At 70.2% G+C, this 19,907-nt stretch carries 17 protein-coding genes and 1 pseudogene; 3 read left to right on the top strand and 15 right to left on the bottom strand.

Annotated features, from left to right (window positions below; translation table 11 throughout):
• Positions 1 to 108: 108 nt before the first annotated feature.
• The 7 genes from ACF1B9_RS13435 to ACF1B9_RS13405 form a co-directional block, all read right to left on the bottom strand.
• Positions 109 to 1,242 carry a MarR family transcriptional regulator gene (locus tag ACF1B9_RS13435; RefSeq protein ID WP_391742636.1) on the bottom strand — a complete coding sequence of 378 codons (1,134 nt, stop codon included), beginning with the start codon at positions 1,240 to 1,242 and terminating at the stop codon, positions 109 to 111.
• Between the two features lie 1,005 nt (positions 1,243 to 2,247).
• The gene (gene hemB, locus ACF1B9_RS13430; RefSeq protein WP_391742638.1) at positions 2,248 to 3,246 is read right to left on the bottom strand and encodes a porphobilinogen synthase; all 999 of its coding nucleotides are present in this window, start codon (positions 3,244 to 3,246) and stop codon (positions 2,248 to 2,250) included.
• Positions 3,247 to 3,565: 319 nt separating this feature from the next.
• Entirely contained in the window at positions 3,566 to 5,236 is a 1,671-nt protein-coding gene (locus ACF1B9_RS13425; RefSeq protein ID WP_391742639.1) for a uroporphyrinogen-III synthase, read from the bottom strand.
• A complete protein-coding gene (gene hemC, locus ACF1B9_RS13420) occupies positions 5,233 to 6,219 on the bottom strand; it encodes a hydroxymethylbilane synthase (protein WP_376272916.1) in 987 nt (328 codons plus the stop codon). The genes ACF1B9_RS13425 and hemC overlap by 4 nt, the downstream gene beginning before the upstream one ends.
• Positions 6,216 to 7,709, bottom strand: coding sequence for a glutamyl-tRNA reductase (locus tag ACF1B9_RS13415; RefSeq protein ID WP_391742641.1), 1,494 nt, complete (start codon positions 7,707 to 7,709; stop codon positions 6,216 to 6,218). Before ACF1B9_RS13415 ends, hemC begins: the two co-directional genes overlap by 4 nt.
• Complete coding sequence (locus ACF1B9_RS13410; protein ID WP_351083482.1) at positions 7,706 to 8,473, bottom strand: redox-sensing transcriptional repressor Rex; 768 nt, start codon at positions 8,471 to 8,473, stop codon at positions 7,706 to 7,708. Before ACF1B9_RS13410 ends, ACF1B9_RS13415 begins: the two co-directional genes overlap by 4 nt.
• 271 nt (positions 8,474 to 8,744) lie before the next feature.
• Positions 8,745 to 9,020 carry a glutaredoxin family protein gene (locus ACF1B9_RS13405; RefSeq protein WP_351083479.1) on the bottom strand — a complete coding sequence of 92 codons (276 nt, stop codon included), beginning with the start codon at positions 9,018 to 9,020 and terminating at the stop codon, positions 8,745 to 8,747.
• 169 nt (positions 9,021 to 9,189) lie between these two features.
• On the opposite strand from ACF1B9_RS13405, the gene ACF1B9_RS13400 reads away from it, so the two are divergent.
• From ACF1B9_RS13400 to ACF1B9_RS13390, 3 genes are all read left to right on the top strand, one after another.
• Positions 9,190 to 10,155 (top strand): HAD family hydrolase, encoded by a 966-nt coding sequence (locus ACF1B9_RS13400; protein WP_391742643.1) that lies wholly within the window; start codon positions 9,190 to 9,192, stop codon positions 10,153 to 10,155.
• A 419-nt stretch (positions 10,156 to 10,574) separates the two neighbouring features.
• Positions 10,575 to 11,351: an ECF subfamily RNA polymerase sigma factor, BldN family gene (locus tag ACF1B9_RS13395; protein WP_376272909.1), complete on the top strand. Its 777-nt coding sequence runs from the start codon at positions 10,575 to 10,577 to the stop codon at positions 11,349 to 11,351.
• A gap of 224 nt (positions 11,352 to 11,575) precedes the next feature.
• The gene (locus ACF1B9_RS13390) at positions 11,576 to 12,766 is read left to right on the top strand and encodes a DUF5667 domain-containing protein (RefSeq protein ID WP_391742644.1); all 1,191 of its coding nucleotides are present in this window, start codon (positions 11,576 to 11,578) and stop codon (positions 12,764 to 12,766) included.
• A gap of 116 nt (positions 12,767 to 12,882) precedes the next feature.
• Here the strand turns inward: ACF1B9_RS13390 and ACF1B9_RS13385 are convergent, their stop codons facing one another.
• From ACF1B9_RS13385 to ACF1B9_RS13350, 8 genes and pseudogenes are all read right to left on the bottom strand, one after another.
• Positions 12,883 to 13,950, bottom strand: coding sequence for a lysophospholipid acyltransferase family protein (locus ACF1B9_RS13385; RefSeq protein ID WP_391742646.1), 1,068 nt, complete (start codon positions 13,948 to 13,950; stop codon positions 12,883 to 12,885).
• A gap of 15 nt (positions 13,951 to 13,965) precedes the next feature.
• Positions 13,966 to 15,060 carry an NAD-dependent epimerase/dehydratase family protein gene (locus ACF1B9_RS13380; protein ID WP_391742647.1) on the bottom strand — a complete coding sequence of 365 codons (1,095 nt, stop codon included), beginning with the start codon at positions 15,058 to 15,060 and terminating at the stop codon, positions 13,966 to 13,968.
• A gap of 202 nt (positions 15,061 to 15,262) precedes the next feature.
• Complete coding sequence (locus tag ACF1B9_RS13375; protein WP_003948845.1) at positions 15,263 to 15,361, bottom strand: 30S ribosomal protein bS22; 99 nt, start codon at positions 15,359 to 15,361, stop codon at positions 15,263 to 15,265.
• 110 nt (positions 15,362 to 15,471) lie between these two features.
• Positions 15,472 to 15,684 carry a helix-turn-helix domain-containing protein gene (locus ACF1B9_RS13370; protein ID WP_014046653.1) on the bottom strand — a complete coding sequence of 71 codons (213 nt, stop codon included), beginning with the start codon at positions 15,682 to 15,684 and terminating at the stop codon, positions 15,472 to 15,474.
• A gap of 128 nt (positions 15,685 to 15,812) precedes the next feature.
• Positions 15,813 to 16,627 (bottom strand): annotated as a pseudogene (locus ACF1B9_RS13365) (phosphatase).
• A 121-nt stretch (positions 16,628 to 16,748) separates the two neighbouring features.
• Positions 16,749 to 17,921, bottom strand: a complete 1,173-nt coding sequence (locus ACF1B9_RS13360) for an acetoin utilization protein AcuC (RefSeq protein WP_391742649.1) — start codon at positions 17,919 to 17,921, stop codon at positions 16,749 to 16,751.
• Positions 17,890 to 19,095, bottom strand: a complete 1,206-nt coding sequence (locus ACF1B9_RS13355; RefSeq protein ID WP_391742650.1) for an MFS transporter — start codon at positions 19,093 to 19,095, stop codon at positions 17,890 to 17,892. Before ACF1B9_RS13355 ends, ACF1B9_RS13360 begins: the two co-directional genes overlap by 32 nt.
• 42 nt (positions 19,096 to 19,137) lie before the next feature.
• Positions 19,138 to 19,782, bottom strand: a complete 645-nt coding sequence (locus ACF1B9_RS13350) for an HAD family hydrolase (protein ID WP_391742652.1) — start codon at positions 19,780 to 19,782, stop codon at positions 19,138 to 19,140.
• Positions 19,783 to 19,907 lie beyond the last annotated feature (125 nt).

Below are 19,907 nucleotides of genomic sequence, written 5' to 3'. Positions count from 1 at the left end.
TGGCTCGAAGACTAGTCGCGCGCTCTGACACTCGGCTCCGGCTACCGGACCTCGCGCCTCATACCCAGCGATGTCGGCCAACACAGCGTCGAAGACTGGCAGAAGGCGTCAGGGGGCCTTGAGCAGGTCGCGGAGTTCGCTCACGTGGGCACGGACGTCACGTTCACAGGCGTCGGATGCGAGGGCGGGGCCGGTGGTGGCGTCCGGACGGACGGCTGTGCCGTCGACGGCCCGGCGGCACGGGCGGCAGAGGCCGTCGGGGAGTGCGTCGGGGCGGCCGGGGGTGCCGCACCGGGTGCATTCCACCATCACGCGGCGGACCGGTGCTGCCGGGACTTCCTGGGCTGCGGGCAGAGCGGGCGGGATCTTGTCGTTGAGCCGACGACGCAGGAACCCGACTGGCGAGTCGACCCGGGCGGGAAGTCCGGCGGAGAGGGCCTGGATGAGGTAGTCCGTGCTCACGCCGCGTGCGAGCCACTCGGCGGCACGCCCCTCCAGCGCCGCACAGTCGACGGCGGACAGTGCCAACCGATGGTCCTTGCGCCCGAGTTGGGCCAGCGCCAGGTACGCGGGCGAGGGGTATCCCGCATCCGGCCTCGCGTCGGGCGCGATGACCCCGGCGAACACGGCGTCGGCGGTGGCGGCCGGGGACGGCACATCGACAGCCACCGGGGACACCGCGACCGAGGGCTCCATGGGCACCCGGGACGGCGGGGACGTACCCACCGCCGGTTCGGCCACGGACCCGGTCCCGGCTCCGGCTCCGGCCCCGGCACCGACGTCCGCCCCGGCCCGGTTGTCCTCGGCCCGGGCCCGGTCGTCGTCGGCCCCGGCGCGGTTGTCCTCCGCGTCCAGATAGGCGTTCCACCATTCGTTGTCCCGCGCGGTGCGGGACCAGAACGTGCGGAAGACCCAGCGGACCTGGTCGCCCTCGCCCACCGGGCGACGTACGCGGCGCAGGTGACCTGCCACCGCCAGGGCGGTCAGGGCGCTGCCGACGGCCTGCTGCCCGTACAGCGGCAGTTGCTTGGCCAGGGCCTTCACGTTCATCGCCGCACCGTCGGGCAGATGATCGACGAACCCGGCGACATACCGCTCCCGCTCGGGCAGCAGCGCGAAGTCATCGGAACGGCGGGGTTGTTGGTCCGGCGCGGAGCGCTTGCCGTAGCCGGGGCTGGCCATCGGGTAAGCGGGCGGGGATGCGGGCCCTCGCAGGGCCGGGCTAAGGTTCCGGGTAGCCACAGGATCGCCTTCTTCGATCTTGGAGGTGAGACCCCGGCCCGGTGCTCTAACACCGTGCTGGGGTCGTTTCGTTGTACGCACCGTAAGCAGCCGTGTCGCCGCGTCGCAAGCTGTCACGATTAGTCATACTTGCTGGCCGTAACGGGTCGGGGAGGCGGGGAAGGTTGTCCCAACCACCCATTCCTACCGACCGGTTGAGGAAGGCGCTCGAATCCCGGAGCTCGAACCCCGACACCCGAATCCCGATGCTCGGGTCCCGAGGCTCAACCGCCCTCCGCGACCACTCCGCGCCCCGCCTCGTCCCCCGCACGAGTGAACCGATAGACCCGGGTCTCGAAACCCGAGACCCGAGACCCGAGGCCCGAGGCCCGAGGCTCGGGTATCGAGCGGCGGACCCCGCCACTGCGTTCGACGCACACGCGCACACGTAACGTCTGTGACCCCGGCCCAACGCCCCCGAAGAAGGAACGTCGGCATGCCCCCGAGCCCGGACCACCCCCGTCCCCACCACCTCCACCACCTCATCGAGGAGTTCCGCGCCCTGCCCGTCGACAGCGACCGCAGGCGCGAGATCGTCGCGGAACTGGACGGCGACGTCGAGGCGCTGCCCTTCCTCATCTCCGTCGTCGCGGACCCGCAGGAGTACGACCTCGCCCGCGTCGAGGCGGCCACGATCCTGCGGTTGTGGCCCCCGTCCGACCCGATTACCGCCCGCACCGCCGCTCAGGCCCTGCTGACCACACTGCGCGACCCCGAGGAGGACCTGGTCCGCCAGTACCGTGGCGTTGTGATTGTCGATCGTGCCCACGGACCGGCCGGCGATGAAGAGCTCGACCTCGCCCTCGTCCCGGACCGGCAGCGATCACTCAGGCCGGCGATCACTCAGGGGCGGGCACCGACGCCGAGGACGACCGGCGCCGGAGCACGGAAGACCGGCGGTGAAGCAGGGGTACCCGGCGGCAGGGACGGGGGACGACCGGCGACCAGCGCCTGCTTCGCCTCAGCTCAGCGCCGCCCCAGCCGCTGCGCGACCTCCGTCGCCCAGTACGTCAGGATCATCTGCGCACCGGCCCGCCGGATCCCGGTCAGGCTCTCCATGATCGCCGCGTCCCGGTCGATCCAGCCCTTCTCCGCGGCGGCCTCGATCATCGCGTACTCGCCACTGATCTGGTACGCGGCGACCGGCACGTCCACCGAGTCGGCGACCTCGGCGAGGATGTCGAGGTACGGTCCGGCCGGCTTGACCATCACCATGTCGGCGCCTTCTTCGAGGTCGAGCGCCAGCTCGCGCAGGGACTCACGCGCGTTCGCCGGGTCCTGCTGATACGTCTTGCGGTCACCCTTGAGCGACGAGCCGACGGCCTCGCGGAACGGCCCGTAGAACGCCGAGGAGTACTTGACCGTGTAGGCGAGGATCGAGACGTCCTCGTGGCCCGTCTGGTCGAGCGCGTCACGGATGACACCGACCTGGCCGTCCATCATGCCGCTGGGGCCGACCACATGGGCCCCCGCGTCGGCCTGGACCTGGGCCATCTCGGCGTACCGCTCCAGCGTCGCGTCGTTGTCGATGCGGCCGTCCTCGGTCAGGACGCCGCAGTGGCCGTGGTCGGTGTACTCGTCCAGGCACAGGTCCGACATGACGACGAGGTCGTCACCGACCTCCTCGCGCACCGCGCGCAGACCGACCTGGAGGATGCCCTCCGGGTCCGTGCCCGCCGTGCCCCGGGCGTCCTTCTTCTCGTCCAGCGGAACGCCGAAGAGCATGATCCCGGAAACACCGGCCGACACCGCCTCGACGGCGGCCTTCCGCAGCGTGTCCAGGGTGTGCTGCTGGACACCGGGCATGGTCGCGATGGCGACGGGCGCGCCGATGCCCTCGCGTACGAACGCGGGCAGGATCAGGTTCGCCGGGTCGAGCCGTGTCTCGGCGACCATGCGTCGCATCGCCGGGGTCGTCCGCAGCCGCCGGGGGCGGGAGCCGGGGAAGTTTCCATACACAGTCATGCTTCGAGACTAGACCCGTACACATCACCTTCTTACCGACACCCGTGCCGGGAAAAGCCCGCCCGCCAGGGGTACGGGCCAGGCCCGTCCGAACGGGAACCGCGCAGGCGGCTGCGCATCCATCACCAGGGGAAGAAAGCCGGGACGTGCTGCTGGAACCGCCGGGTGCGGTCCAGGAGGTCCGGCTGACCGCCCGGCGCCACGGCGCCGGCTGACGTACGGGCCGCCCACGCGCTCCTCAGTTCGTACGCCGCGCACGCCGCGGGGCCCGGCCGCTCCACCAGGAAGCGACCGGGCCCCGCACAGCCACTGCGACCCGTCAGGTCGTCGTACGGCGCCGCCGCGCCCCCGGACGCCGCTCGCTCGGCCGCGTCACCGGATCACCGGCCTCCTTCGACGCCTCCCGGCGCCGCTCACCGAACTCGGCGAGGGCCTCGGCCAGCTTGTGCACCGAAGGCTCCGGGGAGAGGACGTCCACGCGCAGACCGTGCTCCTCGGCGGTCTTCGCCGTCGCCGGGCCGATGCACGCGATGACCGTCACGTTGTGCGGCTTGCCCGCGATGCCGACGAGGTTCCGTACGGTCGACGACGAGGTGAAGAGCACCGCGTCGAAACCGCCGCCCTTGATGGCCTCACGCGTGTCGGCGGGCGGCGGCGAGGCGCGGACCGTACGGTAAGCGGTGACGTCGTCGACCTCCCAGCCCAGCTCGATGAGCCCGGCCACCAGTGTCTCGGTGGCGATGTCGGCGCGTGGCAGGAAGACGCGGTCGATCGGATCGAAGACCGGGTCGTACGGCGGCCAGTCCTCCAGCAGACCGGCGGCGGACTGCTCACCGGACGGCACCAGATCCGGCTTCACACCGAAGTCGACGAGCGCGGCGGCGGTCTGCTCACCGACGGCCGCGACCTTGATCCCGGCGAAGGCACGGGCGTCGAGCCCGTACTCCTCGAACTTCTCCCGGACGGCCTTCACGGCGTTGACGCTGGTGAAGGCGATCCACTCGTAACGGCCCGTGACCAGGCCCTTGACCGCGCGCTCCATCTGCTGGGGCGTACGAGGCGGCTCGACGGCGATCGTCGGGACCTCGTACGGCACAGCGCCGTACGAACGAAGCTGGTCGGAGAGCGACGCCGCCTGCTCCTTGGTGCGCGGGACGAGCACCTTCCAGCCGAAGAGCGGCTTGGACTCGAACCACGCGAGCTGGTCGTGCTGGGCGGCGGAGCTGCGCTCACCGACCACGGCTATGACGGGCTGGTGCCCGTCCGGCGACGGAAGGACCTTCGCCTGCTTCAGGACCTGGGCGATCGTCCCGAGGGTCGCCGTCCAGGTGCGCTGGCGGGTGGTCGTACCGGCCACCGTCACCGTCAGCGGGGTGTCGGGCTTGCGGCCGGCCGAGACCAGCTCACCGGCGGCCGAGGCCACCGAGTCGAGCGTCGTCGAGACGACGGCCGTGGCATCGCTCGCGCCGACCTCGGTCCAGCAGCGGTCCGAGGCGGTACGGGCGTCGACGAACCGGACGTCGGCACCCTGCGCGTCACGCAGCGGCACACCGGCGTACGCGGGCACACCCACGACGTTGGCCACGCCCGGCACGACCTCGAAGGGGATGCCGGCGGTGGCGCAGGCGAGCATCTCGGCCCCGGCGTTCCCGTCCAGCCCGGGGTCGCCCGAGACGGCACGGACGACCCGCCTGCCGCCCTTCGCTGCCTCCATGACAAGATTGACCGCATCCCTGAGAACGGGAACACCGGCGGCTGTTGACTGCGCGTCAACAATCGCCAGCTCAGGCGTGCTTACCCCCGCCCGCGCATGGCAGCGAACAACGCCGAGAACCTCCGGCTCGGCGACAAGGACGTCCGCGCTCGCGAGCGCCTCGACAGCGCGCAGGGTCAGCAGTCCCGGGTCGCCGGGACCGGCGCCGAGGAAGGTGACGTGCCCTTGGGCGGACAGGGCCGGAAAGTCGGATGCGGCGGGGCCGGTGGGGCTCAAAGTGCTCGCTCCCCCATAAGACCGGCCGCACCCTTGGCGAGCATCTCGGCCGCGAGTTCGCGACCGAGGGCCGCCGCGTCGTCGTGCGACGTGGGGACGGGACCGGTGGTGGACATCTGTACCAGCGAGGAACCGTCGGTGGAACCGACGACACCGCGCAGGCGCAGTTCGTTGACAGCCTGTCCGTCGACCAGGAGGTCGGCCAGCGCACCCACAGGTGCGGAGCAACCGGCCTCCAGGGCGGCGAGCAGGGCACGCTCGGCGGTCACGGCGGCCCGGGTGTACGGGTCGTCGAGCTCGGCGAGCGCGGCGGCGAGGTCGGCGCTGGTCGCAGCGCATTCGATCGCCAGTGCTCCCTGGCCGGGAGCGGGCAGGACGGTGTCGACCGACAGGAAATCGGTCACCTCACCGGTCCGGCCGAGGCGGCTGAGACCGGCCGCGGCGAGTACCACCGCGTCCAGCTCCCCGCTTCGGACAAATCCGATACGCGTATCGACGTTGCCCCGGATCGGCACGGTCTCGATGTCGAGGCCGTGGCTACGGGCGTACGCGTTGAGCTGCGCCATGCGGCGCGGCGAGCCGGTGCCGACACGGGCACCGGACGGCAGCTGCTCGAAGGTCAGCCCGTCCCGGGCCACCAGTACGTCGCGCGGGTCCTCGCGCACCGGTACGGCGGCCAGCACGAGGCCCTCGGGCTGGGCGGTCGGCAGGTCCTTGAGCGAGTGGACGGCGAAGTCCACGTCGCCGCGCAGCAGTGCCTCGCGCAGGGCCGCGACGAACACGCCGGTGCCGCCGATCTGCGCGAGGTGCTCCCGGGAGATGTCGCCGTACGTGGTGACCTCCACGAGCTCGACGGCCCGCCCGGTCACCTCGCTGACCGCGTCGGCGACGAGGCCGGACTGCGCCATGGCGAGCTTGCTGCGCCGGGTGCCCAGCCTCAGCGGCTCGGTGGTCCCCTCGCCCAGGGGTGAGTTGTCGGTCATGACCGCCCTCGATTCGGGTCGTTCAGGTCTGCCCGGGAGACGGCGGCGACCGTCTGCGGGTCGAGGTCGAAGAGTTCCCGCAGCGCATCGGCGTACCCGGCGCCGCCGGGCTCGCTGGCGAGCTGCTTGACCCGCACGGTGGGCGCGTGCAGGAGCTTGTCGACGACGCGGCGCACGGTCTGCGAGATCTCGGCGCGCTGCTTCTCGTCCAGGTCGGGGAGGCGTCCGTCGAGCCTCGCGATCTCGCCCGCGACCACTCCGGCGGCCATCGTGCGCAGAGCGACGACGGTCGGGGTGATGTGGGCGGCACGCTGCGCGGTGCCGAAGGCGGCGACCTCGTCGGCGACGATGGTGCGCACCTGGTCCACATCGGCGGCCATCGGTGCGTCCGCCGACGCCTCGGCGAGCGACTCGATGTCGACGAGGCGCACACCGTCGAGACGGGCCGTGGCACCGTCGATGTCGCGCGGCATGGCGAGGTCGAGCAGGGCGAGGCGGACGGGACCGGCGCCCTGGGCGGGCACCGTGGCCCGGCGCACGGCCTGGCGCACCGTGCCTGCGGCGCCGTTCTCCACCCAGGCGGCATGCCGGTCGGGGTCGGCGGGCGGCGCGGGGACGGACGCGGCGGGCGCCTCGGACGCGGGGTCGAAGGCCAGGCCGAGCGCCCCGGCGACGGCCTCGGCGGTCAGCACGAGACCTGTCGCCCCGGTGCACGAGACGACGACGTCGGCACGTGTCAGTTCGCCGGTGACCGCGGCCATCTCCACGGCGCGGGCGGCCACTCCCGTACCGCCGGGCTGGTGCAGGATCTCGACCAGCCGGTCGGCACGGGCCCGGGTCCGGTTGGCGACGACGATCTCCGCGACGCCGGCACGGGCCAGGGTGGCGGCGGCCAGCGAGGACATCGAGCCGGCCCCGATCACCAGGGCACGCTTGCCCCGGGCCCAGCCGGTGACGTCCGCACCGGCCGCGAGCTGTTCGAGGCCGAAGGTGACGAGCGACTGCCCGGCCCGGTCGATCCCGGTCTCGCTGTGGGCACGCTTACCGACCCGCAGGGCCTGCTGGAACAGATCGTTCAGCAGCCGGCCGGCGGTGTGGAGCTCCTGCCCCAGCGCCAGCGCGTCCTTGATCTGGCCGAGGATCTGGCCCTCGCCGACGACCATCGAGTCCAGTCCGCAGGCCACCGAGAAGAGGTGGTGGACGGCCCGGTCCTCGTAGTGCACATAGAGATAGGGAGTGAGCTCGTCGAGCCCGACGCCGCTGTGCTGGGCGAGGAGCGTGGACAGCTCGGCGACGCCCGCGTGGAACTTGTCCACGTCGGCGTACAGCTCGATGCGGTTGCAGGTGGCCAGCACGGCGGCCTCGACCGCGGGCTCCGCGGCGAGGGTGTCCTGGAGCAGCTTGGCCTGTGTCTCGGCAGCCAGCGAGGCCCGCTCCAGTACGGAGACGGGAGCGCTGCGGTGGCTCAGCCCTACGACAAGAAGACTCATGCCGGCATCACGGCGGGCATGTCCCCGTCGGGTCCCTTCCGATTGCCGGTGGCCGCGCGCACGGGCGGTGCGGCCGGATCCGGAGTGCTCTCGACTGCGTCGTCACCGGCCTTGCGCTGCTCGTGGAAGGCGAGGATCTGAAGCTCGATGGAGAGGTCGACCTTGCGCACGTCCACGCCGTCGGGCACGGAGAGCACCGTCGGCGCGAAGTTCAGGATGGAGGTGACGCCCGCGGCGACGAGCCGGTCGCAGACCTGCTGCGCGGCACCGGCCGGGGTCGAGATGACACCGATCGACACGCCGTTGTCGCTGACGATCCTCTCCAGATCGTCGGCGTGCTGCACGGGGATCCCCGCGACGGGCGTTCCCGCCATCGCGGGGTCGGCGTCGATCAGCGCGGCGACGCGGAAACCGCGGGAGGCGAAGCCGCCGTAGTTGGCGAGCGCGGCGCCGAGGTTACCGATGCCGACGATCACGACCGGCCAGTCCTGGGTGAGCCCGAGCTCGCGGGAGATCTGGTAGACGAGATACTCGACGTCGTAACCGACACCGCGCGTCCCGTAGGAGCCCAGGTAGCTGAAATCCTTGCGCAGCTTGGCAGAGTTGACTCCCGCCGCCGCGGCGAGCTCCTCGGACGAGACCGTGGGGACCGAGCGCTCGGAGAGCGCGGTCAGTGCGCGTAGATACAGCGGAAGCCGGGCGACGGTGGCCTCGGGAATTCCTCGGCTACGGGTCGCCGGTCGGTGAGTTCGGCCAGTTGCCACGGTGCTCCTGCGGGATGAGCGGGGCTGCAGGCGGCCATGCGTCACAAGGCCGCCCCGTCGAATGCAGGCTATGTCTTTGTGAACACGTGCACAAAGATAGTGTCCGTTTTGTCCGGTCAAAGTGACCGGGGTCACGCACATTCGTCGTGCGATCCCGGAACCAAGGATCGCATCAACCCGTTGCAGGCCCGAAGGGGGCAAAGCGGTACACACTCCTCACAACCACTCCCCCGAGACCACTCAAAACGCCCACGATGGTAACCGGGTTCACTCAGGAAAGCAGGGCGCTGCGCAGCCTCGCCGGGTCCACCCGCCAGAACGTGTGCTGTTCGTTATCGATCAGGACGACCGGGATCTGCTCCCAGTACTCCCGGTGCAGCTTCTCGTCCTGGGTGATGTCCTTCTCCTCCCAGGACGCACCGGTCTCCTCGCAGATCTCCCGCACCACCGCCCTCGCGTCGTCACAGAGGTGGCATCCGGGCTTCCCCACCAGGGTCACCACCCGGTCCGCGGGCTTCTTCGTCCTACGTCGCAACAGTGCACTCATGCCTTCATTCTGCGCCGAGGCGGACCGGCCCCCGAGCCGGAAGAGGGCCGATTCCCCCCTTGATCCGGTACGCCCCGAAACGCCCGTTCGACAAAACGGCAGCCAAGAGTTCACGGCACGGCATCCCAGCAGGTCGGGAACGGACGGACCGACTGGCTATGCTCACGACATGGCCGCACTTGGATGGCTCACACCCCGTAGGCGCCCCGCGACAGCACGGAGCGTGCTGGCAGGCGAGGCCGCAGCTGAGGCAGCGCGGAAGACCTCCCTCCCCACCGAACTCCCCGACGACCGATCCTCCGTCGCCGACCAGGACACCTCTGTCCGCACGGAGGCCGAGGAACCCGCCTTCCCCGTCGTCGGCGACGACCGGGCCGCCGCCTTCTTCGACCTGGACAACACCGTCATGCAGGGCGCGGCGATCTTCCACTTCGGCCGCGGTCTGTACAAGCGGAAGTTCTTCCAGCGCCGCGAGCTGACCCGGTTCGCCTGGCAGCAGGCCTGGTTCAGGCTGGCCGGAGTCGAGGATCCGGAACACATGCAGGACGCCCGCGACAGCGCCCTGTCCATCGTCAAGGGCCATCGCGTCTCCGAGCTGATGTCCATCGGCGAGGAGATCTACGACGAGTACATGGCCGACCGCATCTGGCCCGGCACCCGCGCCCTCGCACAGGCCCACCTCGACGCCGGACAGCGGGTCTGGCTGGTCACCGCCGCCCCGGTGGAGACCGCCACGATCATCGCCCGCCGTCTCGGCCTGACCGGCGCGCTCGGCACGGTCGCCGAATCCGTCGACGGCGTCTACACCGGCCGCCTGGTCGGCGAGCCGCTGCACGGGCCCGCGAAGGCCGAGGCGGTCCGCGCCCTCGCGGCGGCCGAGGGCCTGGACCTCGACCGCTGCGCGGCCTACAGCGACTCGCACAACGACATCCCGATGCTGTCCCTGGTCGGACACCCCTACGCGATCAACCCGGACGCCAAGCTCCGCAAGCACGCCCGCGCGCTCGACTGGCGGCTGCGGGACTACCGGACGGGCCGCAAGGCGGCCAGGGTCGGCATCCCGGCCGCGGCCGGTGTCGGCGCCATCGCGGGCGGCACCGCGGCCGCCGTCGCCCTGCACCGTCGCCGCCGCTGACGCCGACGCACACCCGTTCGTTCACCCCCGGGGGCCGCCCAGTGCTGTGGCCGGAAGGGTTTGCCGCGAGCCGGTGAACCTTACCGGCCACAGCACGAGCCACGCCCGGACGACGGCCGCCGATCGGAACCCCCTGCCCGGCGACCGCTCCCGCCAGTCGGGCTGCCCGCATCCGACCACAATCCGTCGCGCACGCAGGCAGATCGCGAAGTAATCCGATCAATAAACGGTCACGATGTGCTACTTGATGCGTCGATTAGTCGCTACAGAAGCGACGGAATCGGTGATTTGAGCAACTGGGTGTAGCACTGCCTGTACGAAGCGTTATTCTCCTCAGACGCATTCCGGAGCCCACCACTCACTACGACGAGTGACGGCTCCGCACTGCACGTGATGGAAGCTCTGCCTCTGGGAGTCCCGTGTACCCACACGTCGGGGTTGACGCCTCGGGCCTGGCTACGCTGCGCGCAACGGTCGCCGACCGCTTGCGCGGCTTCGTCCCCACCGCGTACGCCGTACCCGCATGTGCCACCCCTGCACCTGTCGGCCCTTGCTACGCCATGGCCGAACGCGGTGCGGCGGTCGGAAGACGCAGCAACCGCGGCGCAACTACTACGTCCACCGTTCGCCGGCCCACCGCCGACAGCGACAGCGCGCGCATGATGGATCTCGTCGAGCGCGCACAGGCCGGCGAGGCCGACGCCTTCGGCCGTCTCTACGACCAGTACAGCGACACCGTCTACCGCTACATCTACTACCGCGTGGGCGGCAAGGCCACGGCGGAGGACCTCACCAGCGAGACCTTCCTCCGCGCCCTGCGCCGCATCTCCACCTTCACCTGGCAGGGCCGCGACTTCGGCGCCTGGCTTGTCACCATCGCCCGCAACCTGGTCGCCGACCACTTCAAGTCCAGCCGCTTCCGGCTGGAGGTGACCACGGGCGAGATGCTCGACGCCAACGAGGTCGAGCGCAGCCCGGAGGACTCCGTCCTGGAGTCCCTCTCCAACGCCGCACTGCTCCAGGCCGTGCGACGCCTCAACCCCCAGCAGCAGGAGTGCGTGACCCTGCGCTTCCTGCAGGGCCTCTCGGTCGCCGAGACCGCCCGGGTCATGGGAAAGAACGAGGGCGCGATCAAGACCCTGCAGTACCGCGCCGTCCGCACCCTGGCCCGGCTCCTCCCGGACGATGCCCGCTGACCCACCCCCGGCCGAATCACTCTCGGCGACATGTCCATCACACACTGGTCCGATCATCCTTCGTGCGTAACCCAAGTGCCGCGCCCCTCGTTGTGCCGGTTGCAGGCCCCCTGTCGTCACCCCATGTCCGCCGACACTCACTCATTCGTGTGGAAGCGCTCAAGGTGTGCAACCTTCCGGACCACCAGGGGAGTCGACCGTCATGACGAGAGGAGGTGCCGCCAGTGATCGCAAACGTCTCGGCACACCGGCGGGCGAACGCCTTCGCCCAGGCCCTGGAGGAGCAGTCGCTCCGCGGTGCGGCGGCCGTACAGCCCGAGGAACCGGCCGAACCGGCCGACCACGGACCGCTGTTGGCCCTGGCGAACGGCCTCGGTGAGCTACCGCGGCCGGAAATGGATCCCGAAGTCAAAGTGGTGCAGCGAGCCCAGCTCGTCGCCGCCATGGAGGCCATGTTCGCCGAGGGCGGCGCGGCTACGGACCCTACGGTGCCCGAACAGCGGACCAAGGGAGCCCATCGGGCCTCCCCGCTCCGGAAATTGCGTCCGCGCTCACGCTGGGCGAAGGGGCTCGCGGCCGGCGGACTCACCGTCGGTGTGGCGGCGGGAGCCTTCGGCGGAGTGGCCGCTGCCAGTTCCGACGCCCTGCCGGGTGATTCGCTGTACGGGCTCAAGCGCGGCATGGAGGACATCCATCTCGGCATGGCCAACGGCGACGCCGACCGCGGCGAGGTCTATCTCGACCAGGCCTCGACCCGCCTCGGCGAAGCCCGCCGTCTGATGGAGCGCGCCCGCTCCGGCGACCTGGACCACGAACAGCTCGGCGAAGTCAGGCGCGCGCTCAACGGCATGACGCACGACGCCACCGAGGGCCACCGCCTGCTCCACGCCGCCTACCAGCGGGACGGCGCCATCGGCCCGATCCGGACCCTGGAATCCTTCTCCCGCTCGCACCGGGACAGCTGGAGCAGCCTGCGCAACCGGCTGCCCGTACAGCTGACCGATGTCGGCGACCAGGTGAGTTCGGTCTTCGACGCCATAGACGAAGAGGTCGAGCCGCTGCAGTCGCTGTTGCCCCCCACCCCGGGCGAGGGAAGCAGTTCCCACCGCTCGGGCGCCACGGAGCGGAACACGGGACCGTCGGATACCCACCACTCCACGCCCGCGTCCCCACAAGCCTCGCAGGACCACACGGGCGACAGCACCTCGCCCCGACCGTCCAGCTCCGGCAGCGCCCCGTCCGACGGACTGATCGCCGGCGGCACGGACGGCCTCTTCGGCCCCCCGCCCCAGGGCACCGCCCCGTCCGCCGACACCCGGGTCAGCCCCCCGCCCGCCCCGGACGTCACCCTGCCCCCGCTCCTCCCCGGCCTGCTCCCGGGCCTGGGCATCAACAGCGAGGATCACCGCGACTAGTGCTGTGGCCAGACCGGATCAGGTCGGCCAGGACCTCGCGCACCTTCCATCGGCGGACGGGCTCCCCGGAGTCCGTCCGCCGATCGGCGACAAGACACCCATCGGGCAGCACTCGGTCAGAAGAACACCGACCGCCGCTGCACCAACAACTTGTACAGCGTGTGCTGAATCTGCTCCCGCACCTGATCCGTCAGATTGAACATCAGCATCGGATCCTCCGCCGCCTCCACCGGATACCCACTCGTGGAGATCGGCTCCCCGAACTGGATCGTCCACTTCGTCGGCAGCGGCACCGCCCCGAGCGGCCCCAGCCAGGGAAACGTCGGCGTGATCGGGAAGTAGGGAAACCCCAGCAACCGCGCCAGCGTCTTCGAGTTGCCGATCATCGGGTAGATCTCCTCCGCCCCCACGATCGAGCACGGAACGATCGGCACCCCGGCCCGCAGCGCCGTGGACACGAAGCCGCCCCGCCCGAAGCGCTGCAACTTGTACCGCTCGCCGAACGGCTTGCCGATGCCCTTGAAACCCTCCGGCATCACCCCGACGACCTCGCCCCGCCGCAACAGCCGCTCCGCGTCCTCCGCGCAGGCCAGCGTGTGCCCGGCCTTGCGGGCCAGCTCGTTGACCACCGGCAGCACGAAGACGAGGTCGGCGGCGAGCAGCCGCAGATGACGGCCCGCCGGATGGTTGTCGTGCACGGCGACCTGGAGCATCAGCCCATCGAGCGGCAGCGTCCCCGAGTGGTTGGACACGATGAGCGCCCCGCCGTCGGACGGGATGTTCTCGATGCCCTTCACCTCGACCCGGAAGTACTTCTCGTACAGCGGCCGCAGCGTCGACATCAAGACCTGATCGGTCAGCTCCTTGTCGTACCCGAACTCATCGACCTCGTACTCACCGGTGACCCTCCGCCGCAGGAACGCGAGCCCGCCGGCGATCCGCCGGTCCCAGTGACCACGCCCGGCCCCCTCCGAGTGCGGACCTGTCTGCTGGGGCTCCTCCGGCGGCAACGAGGCGGCCTGCTGCCCCGGAAGGGCGCTGACCGCCGCTGTCCCGACCACGGAGGCCGCCACGGGCCCCTGGCCCCGGCTGCCGCTCCCCGCGGTCCGGCGTCGCGCGGAGCGCGGTGAGCCGCCCGATCGCGAACGGTCGTCGTCGAACGGAATGACCTTGGCATCCGCCATCGTCGGTGCGCTCCTCTACCTGGCGCTGGGGGTCGGGCGTGTGCCGCCCGCCCCGGTGAACCCCGCAACATCGCCGGCCGCCCCGGCGAACGGCATGGCGGCCAGCCTGTCCACCGCCCTGCCCATCGCCTCCGGCGGCAGCAGTCCGGGCCCCTGGCTGCGGGCGAACTCTGCGAACGTCCCCGCGGTACTGAACCGCGGGTGGAAGCCCAAGGTCTCGCGCATCTGGACGGTGGAGACCACCCGGCCGTGGGTGAGCAGTCGGATCTGCTCCGGCGAGAAGTCCGTCATGCCGACCCTGCGCAGCGCCTGGCCGACCCAGGTGACGGCGGGCAGCAGCAACGGCATCGTCGGCCGCCCCAGCCGCCGCGAGCACTGCGAGAGCAGCAGCACGCCGTCCCCGGCGATATTGAAGGTGCCGCTGTTCAGCGTCCCGCGCCTCGGCTCGCGCGAGGCGATTCCCAGTACGTCGACAACATCGTCCTCGTGCACGAACTGGAGCCTCGGGTCGTATCCGAACACCGTCGGCAGCACAGGCAGCGACAGATAGTCCGCCAGCGGCGAATCCGCCTCCGGCCCCAGGATGTTCGCGAACCTGAGCACGCACACGGCCACGTCCGGCCGACGGCGCGCGAAGCCGCGTACGTACCCCTCGACCTCCACCACGTCCTTGGCGAAGCCCCCGCTCGGCAGGGACTTGGGCGGGGTGGTCTCGGTGAAGACCGCCGGGTCGCGGGGCGCGGAGCCGTAGACGTTCGTACTGGACTTGACCACCAGCCGCCGCACGCTCGGCGCCTTCTGACAGGCCCCGAGCAGCTGCATGGTGCCGATGACGTTGGTCTCCTTGACCATCGTCCGACCGCCCGTACCGACCGACTTGGCGGAGACGTCCAGGTGGACGACCGTGTCCACGGAGTGCTCGGCGAGGACTCTGGCGATCGCGGGCTGGCGGATGTCCGCACGGACGAAGTCGGCGTCGCCCAACGGGTGTCCGGGCGTGACCGCGTCGACGGCGACCACCCGGTCCACCTCCGGATCACGCTGGACGCGCCGCACGAAGCGGCCGCCCAGCTGCCGGGCGGCTCCGGTGACCAGCACGACCTTCCCCAAGATCAGCGCCTCCCGTCGAAAGGTTTCCCCTGGCCGTCACCGTAGCGGGTGGATGTTGCCCTGTGATGACCGCACGGCGGCCTTCTGCCAAGTCTTTGGCCCGAATGCGGGTACCGCACAGCGCGCGGACGCCACGGCACAACGCACCGCAGCCCTCCTGCCGTATCGGCGGGAGGGCTGCGGATTCACGAACCGCGTTCGCTTACTTCTTGTTGCGACGCTGAACGCGCGTGCGCTTGAGCAGCTTGCGGTGCTTCTTCTTGGCCATCCGCTTGCGCCGCTTCTTGATAACAGAGCCCACGACTACCCTCGCTCACTTCTTCTTCACTGGTGCGGGGCGTCTGGGCCCACACGACCTACGTCGGCCTAGCCTACCCGCCACCGCGTGAGGGGCGTAATCCGAGGTGAACCTCAGGCGGACTCCACCCCCACAAAGGACTCGCGGAGATACTCGTGAACCGCTTGCTCCGGAACCCGGAAGGACCTGCCCACCCGGATCGCCGGCAGATGACCGCTGTGCACCAAGCGGTACACGGTCATCTTCGACACCCTCATGACCGAGGCGACTTCCGCCACGGTCAGAAACTTGACCTCGTTGAGAGGCCTCTCGCTGCCAGCAGCCATGACCCACCTGTACCTTCCGCACGAGACGCCCACCGGCTTCCCCTCCGGTGACTCTTCGTCGTTGTGCGCTCACTCCCCAGGTTAGGGGCGGGTGATGCGAGTGGGGAAGAGGAGAGGCGATCGGCCGCCTACTGTGACAGACACGCCCGATTGAGTACATAGCGCGTGAGCGGCCGGTAGTAGGCGGACCGCACGGCGTCGTCGAGCGGAACGGCGACCGCCACCCGCCCCTCGGCCTCCCCGACGAACAGCGCGGGATCGTCCGTATCCGCCAGCCCGATCGCCTCGATGCCCAGCTGACCAGCCCCGCAGACCCATCCGTGGTCCCCCACGACCAGTTCCGGCAGCCTCCCGCCCCCTCCGCCACCGCCTCCAGAGCGACCCGGACCGGCAACGGTGAATGCGTATGTGCGCCGGTGTCACCACCGCTACCCCGCACGCCGGGTTCGCGCACCATCGCGACACCTCGTACGTAGCCGAGGCGGTACATGCGTACGCCGAACCGGGTCGTTATGTCGATACATCGCCCCTGCGCGGGAGTGAGTACCGGGCACCCGGCCGCCGACAAGGCGTCTGCCAACTCTGCGTAGAAACCGAGCAGCCGATGCGGATGACCGGTCCCGAACAGCACCGGCGCCCGACGGACCGCGGCATGCGACAACCGCTCGGCGAAAGCCTCCAGACCTGCCAGGGTGCGCTCCGGGTCGATCACATCAGGGCCGGACACATGAGCAGGATCGCCGGAAACCCCGCACTTGTCGGCCATGAGGCGGATGAGGTCCTGCTCCTCCCAGCCTCGTTCGGGGGAGAGGCCGAGCGTCACTCTCGGGTCGCGGGCCGCGAAGAGCCGATAGCTCCGCAGGCTCGCCTCCCTCGATGTGGCCACGGGCCCGGCCAGCCGGGCCGCCAGCAGATGCGCACGCAGCGCTCCGGTGCTCAACACCCCACCGATGCTCCCCCAATCACCCGGACGGGGGGCCAGAAGCCCGGTCAGGCCCCACAGTTGGCGTAACCGTTCCTCACCAGCACACAAAACGGCCGCACCGCGACCGTCCCCGCCCGGTTCAGGTCAGCAACCCCCGCAACGGGAAGGCCGCCCGCCTGGTCGCCAACACCGCCTGGTCCAGCCGGTCCGCGGGGTCGTACCCCTGCTCCCACGACTTCCAGGCGGGAGTACGTCCGTCGGTCATCCGGGCCGGCCCCAGCTGCCGGGTCCGGGCAAAGACCTCGTCACGCCACGAGGGCGGAATCACCGACTCGGGATCCACCGGCGCGTGCGCGGCGATCCCCACCAGATGCGTCCAGGACCGCGGCACCACATCGACCACCGCATAGCCGCCCCCGCCGAGCGCCACCCAGCGCCCGCCCTCCACGTACTCATGGGCGAGATCGTGACAGGCCGCCATCACCGCCCGCTGCGCGTCGAGCGACACCGCGAAATGGGCGAGGGGATCCTCGAAATGCGTATCGGCCCCGTGCTGACTCACCAGCACCTGCGGCCGGAAGTCCGCCATCAGCTCCGGCACCACCGCGTGGAACGCCCGCAGCCACCCCGCGTCCCCCGTACCGGCCGGCAGCGCCACATTCACCGCACTGCCCCGGCCCGCCCCGGAACCGGTCTCCTCCGGCCAGCCGGTCTGCGGGAAGAGGGTCCGCGGGTGCTCGTGCAGCGACACGGTCAGAACCCGCGGATCCTCCCAGAACGCCGCCTGCACCCCGTCACCGTGGTGCACATCCACATCGATGTACGCGACCCGCTCGGCACCCAGCTCCAGCATCCGCGCGATGGCGAGCGCCGGATCGTTGTAGATGCAGAACCCCGCCGCACCACCCGGCATGGCGTGATGCAGCCCGCCCGTGAAGTTCACGGCATGCGCGGTCTCCCCACGCCACACCGCCTCCGCCGCGGCCACCGACTGCCCCGCGATCAGCGCCGACGCCTCGTGCATCCCCGCGAACGCGGGATCGTCCACCGTCCCGAGCCCGTACTTCTGATCGGCGTGCCGGGGATCGGCGGAGGCGGCCCGCACGGCGGCCACGTAGTCCTCACGGTGCACCAGCCGCAACGTGGAGTCCCCGGCGGGCCTGGCGGCCACCACATCCACCGCACCGTCGAGCCCGAAGGCCCGCACCAGCCCCATGGTCAGAGCAAGTCTGACGGGGTCCATCGGATGACTTTCCCCGAAGTCGTAACCCGTTACTGCGTCATCCCACATCAGCTGTGCGCGGCCGCTCATGCCCGCCACCGTATCGGGCAGGCTCCGCGCCGAACGACTTGGCGTACACGAGCGTCGCGAGCACCAGAACCATCGGCACGAGCATCGCGCCCCGGTAGCTCCAGGCGTCCCCGAGCGCCCCCACCAACGGCGATCCCACCAGGAATCCCACATAGTTGAAGACGTTCAGCCGCGCGATGGCCGTATCACTCGCCCCGGGGAACATCCGCCCGGCGGCAGCGAACGTCTGCGGCACGATCACACACAGCCCAAGACCCAGCAGGGTGAACCCGAGCATCCCTACCCACGCCCCACCGGCCACCGCCACCACGGCGAACCCGACAGCTGCCAGCACACTCCCGGACCGCACCACGGCCACAGCCCCGAACCGCCGCACCCCGAAGTCCCCCACGGCCCGCCCCAGCAGCGTGGTCACCATGTAGACGTTGTACGGAACCGTCGACAGCTGCTCCGAGCTCCCCAGCACATCCTGCAGATACTTGGCGCTCCAGTTGGAGACCGTCGAGTCCCCGATGTACGCGAAGCTCATCACCAGACAGAGCGGCATCAACAACTTGAAGGAGACCGACGTGGCCCCCTTCCCCCGCGTCTCCGCCGTGCCCGCCTCCGCCGACACGCCCTCGGCGTACCACCGGCTCCCGATGAACGCGGCGGGCAGCAGAACGACCACCGCCGGCAGATAGGAGACCAACAGCGAAAGGTCCCAGTGCGCCCCGGCCCACGCCATGGACGCCCCGGCGATCCCGCCCAGGCTGTACGCGGCATGGAACCCGAGCATGATGGAACGCCCGTACGCCCGCTGGAGACTGACCCCCATCATGTTCATGGAGGCGTCGAGCGACCCGACGGCAAGCCCGAACACCCCGAGCGCCAGCGCCGCCTCCCACAACGTGCTCCCGGCCCCGACACCGAGCAGAGCGAGCAGCACAACGGGCTGCGCCCACCTCAGTACGATCCCGGGCCGAACCCGCGCGACCACCTTCTCGGTGACCACGCTGCCGACGCCGGCCAGGATCGGCACCGCGGCCAGGAACACCGGCAACAGCCCGTCGGATATCCCGTACCGGTCCTGGATGGCGGGGATCCGTGTCACGAGCAGAGCAAAGGTGACTCCCTGTACGAAGAAGCTCAACGCGAGGGAGGCCCTGCCGTGGCGCAAACGAGCATCTGTCATGGCCGCGAGCGTAAGGCCAGTTTCTACCCATGGGTAGATGGATCAGGCGAGCAATTCCCGCAGTTGACCCATGTCGGAGAAGTACCCGGCCACCCCGACGAGCCGGTCCGCCGGCATCATCGACGTAAACCCGTACACATCCATCCCCGCGGCCCGAGCCGCCTCCACTCCGAGTGGACTGTCCTCGATGACGACGCACCGCTCGGGGGGAACACCCATCCGTTCGGCGGCATACAGAAAAAGATCGGGCGCCGGCTTCCCGTGCCCGACATCCTCCACGCTGAAGATCCACTCGTCCTCGAACCACTGGTCGAGTCCGGTCTTACGATGCCCGACCCTGATCCGCTCGTGGTTGCCGGAGGACGCGACACAGTAGGCAACCCCGTCGGCGACAAGCTTTCCCAGCACGTCATCGACGCCTACCACCGGCTCCAGCTCCTGCTGGAACGCAGCGTAGATCCGCGAGTGAAGGGTCTCGTCGAAGTCCGCGGGCAGCTTCTCCCCGGTCCTCTCCTCGACGAGGTCGTGCACCCGGTGCACGGCAGACCCCATGTAGTCGCGAAGGCATTCCTGGTACGAGGTCGGGTGACCGAGCTCCGTGAGGTACTCGGACAGGATGGTGTTGGAGATCGGCTCGCTGTCCACGAGCACACCGTCGTTGTCGAAGATGACCAGTTCGTAGCGCATGGTTCGAGCCTAGACGCTGTGAACGCAGAAAAGCCCCGTGCCACAAGGGCACGGGGCTTCTCCGTAAAAGGAGTTCGGCGGCGTCCTACTCTCCCACAGGGTCCCCCCTGCAGTACCATCGGCGC

The sequence above is a fragment of the Streptomyces sp. NPDC014727 genome (assembly GCF_043083485.1).
In the GTDB taxonomy this organism is placed as follows: Bacteria; Actinomycetota; Actinomycetes; order Streptomycetales; family Streptomycetaceae; genus Streptomyces.
Note: the sequence above shows the minus strand (reverse complement) of the source record. Positions and strands in the feature narration are given on the sequence as shown.